This is a genomic window from Marinovum sp. PR37, assembly GCF_028807375.1.
Classification (GTDB): Bacteria; Pseudomonadota; Alphaproteobacteria; order Rhodobacterales; family Rhodobacteraceae; genus Marinovum; species Marinovum algicola.
This window is the reverse complement of record NZ_JARAML010000072.1, coordinates 1-1,424: the sequence shown is the minus strand read 5'-3', so window position 1 is coordinate 1,424 and position 1,424 is coordinate 1. Positions and strand designations below refer to the sequence as shown.

At 65.1% G+C, this 1,424-nt stretch carries 1 protein-coding gene; it reads right to left on the bottom strand.

Going from position 1 to position 1,424, the window contains the following annotated elements:
- Nucleotides 1-176: 176 nt before the first annotated feature.
- Nucleotides 177-1,361, bottom strand: a complete 1,185-nt coding sequence (locus tag PVW49_RS23655; RefSeq protein WP_274591798.1) for an IS701 family transposase — start codon at nt 1,359-1,361, stop codon at nt 177-179.
- Between the last annotated feature and the right edge of the window lie 63 nt (nt 1,362-1,424).

Below are 1,424 nucleotides of genomic sequence, written 5' to 3'. Positions count from 1 at the left end.
CTACAGTTGCGTATTTGATCGGGCTTTTCGGTGGGCGATGGCGGCGGCGACTTGGTGCCTCCTTTGCCATCGTGACCAATCCCAGATGAAGGTGGCGGTGTGGACCGGGCGATGCAGCAGTCGCGCGCAGAGGCGACGGATTTCCGGCGTGGTCAGGGTTTGCCGGAGGCGCGCGATCATGCCGCCGGGCGTTTCGGACTCGTTTCGTTCTGTTTCCCATAGGCCGCGCGGCGCTGGTCGGCGCCGATCCGGGCGAGAAACGCGGCGGCGGCCATCACCAGACTCATGTGCCGATGCCAGCCGTGCCAGGACCGCGCTTCGCAGTGGTCGAGACCCAGGTCGTCCTTGGCGCGCAGAAAGCATTCCTCGATGGCCCAGCGCAGCCCGGCCGCCGCAGCGAGGTCTTCCAGCGTGGCGTCAGAAGGCGCGTAGGCGAAGTAATAGGCGATGGCGCCGGGATCACGCAGACTCCGCCGCGCCAGCAACCAGCGGGAAAATCCCTGTCCGGCCTGATACTTGAGAGGCAGGCGCGCCCAGTGATAGAGCCGAGGCCCCTTGGCGCCTTCGCCGGCGCTGAGCGGCGTCCAGGTCTCGGCAGGCAGGTCGGCGATCATCGTCCGAGGGTCGGTCTGCACCAGCGACCAGTCTTCCAGGAACCGCAGCGTGTGATTGGAGCGTACCGCCAGCACATAGGCTTGGCCGCGGGCTTCAAGCATGCGCCGGAAGCTGTGATCGGAGCCGTAGACCGCGTCGGCGAGCACGAAGGCGCAAGGCGTGCCCTCGTCCAGCAGGCGCGCGATCATCTCGCAGGCCATCGCAGGCTTGGTGGCAAAGGCCATCTCATCAGGCACCTGCGCGCTATCGCGGCGCGCCGGATCGCCGGCCCAGGATTTCGGCAGATAGAGTTGCCGGTCGATCAGCGCCTGGCCCCAGCGGCTGGCATAGGCGGCAAAGACCCCGACCTGGCAGTTCTCGATCCGCCCCGCCGTGCCGGAATATTGCCGCGCGACACCGACCGAATGGGTGCCTTTCTTAAGGAATCCGGTCTCATCGATGATCAGAACGCCATCCCGATCGGCCAGCGCTTCCAGGGCATGGTTCCGGACCCGCTCACACAGCACATCCGCCGACCAGCGTGATCGCCCCAGCAGCGACTGGATCCGGTAAGGCCTTGCAAAACCGGCTTGTTCTGCCAGCATCCAGCCCGTCTTGCGCTCCGCGCCGGACAAGAGTCCATCGATGAACGCCCCAGCCGTTGCCCGCTGCTCGGACCGTTTGAAGGCCGGAGCGATGAACGCTTTCAACCCCTCAAGCGCCTGCTGCCAATCCGAAACGCCGCTCGCCCAAGCCGAAACCGACATGACCCAACCCTCCCAATCCTGCGACGGTTGAATCAGAAAATCAAATCATACGCAACTGTAGTA